The sequence below is a fragment of the Corallococcus sp. 4LFB genome (assembly GCF_046520365.1).
Taxonomy (GTDB): Bacteria; Myxococcota; Myxococcia; order Myxococcales; family Myxococcaceae; genus Corallococcus; species Corallococcus caeni.
This window is the reverse complement of sequence record NZ_JBKGHJ010001273.1, coordinates 1-360: the sequence shown is the minus strand read 5'-3', so window position 1 is coordinate 360 and position 360 is coordinate 1. Positions and strand designations below refer to the sequence as shown.

At 68.1% G+C, this 360-nt stretch carries 1 protein-coding gene; it reads left to right on the top strand.

The window, feature by feature from the left end:
* A partial coding sequence (locus ACLEQD_RS45290) for a condensation domain-containing protein (protein ID WP_410392055.1) occupies positions 1-360 on the top strand: 360 nt, incomplete at both ends.

The following is a 360-nucleotide window of genomic DNA, read 5'->3' as shown; positions in this document are numbered from 1 at the left end:
TGGACGTGCGCCTCCCGCCGGAGGTCTCGCAGGCGCTCAAGGCCCTGGCCCAGCGCGAAGGCGCCACGCCCTTCATGCTGCTGCTCGCGGCCTGGCAGCTGCTGCTGTCCCGCTACTCTGGACAGGACGATGTCAGCGTGGGTTCCCCCATCGCCGGCCGCACCCAGGCGGAGACCGAAGGCCTCATCGGCTTCTTCATCAACACCCTGGTCCTGCGTGCCCAACTGAACCCGCGCGCGACGTTCCGTGAACTGCTGGCCCAGGTACGAGGTACGACGCTCGCGGCCTACGAACACCAACACGTGCCGTTCGAGAAGCTGGTGGAAGTCCTCCAGCCCGTTCGCGACCTGAGCCGCAGCG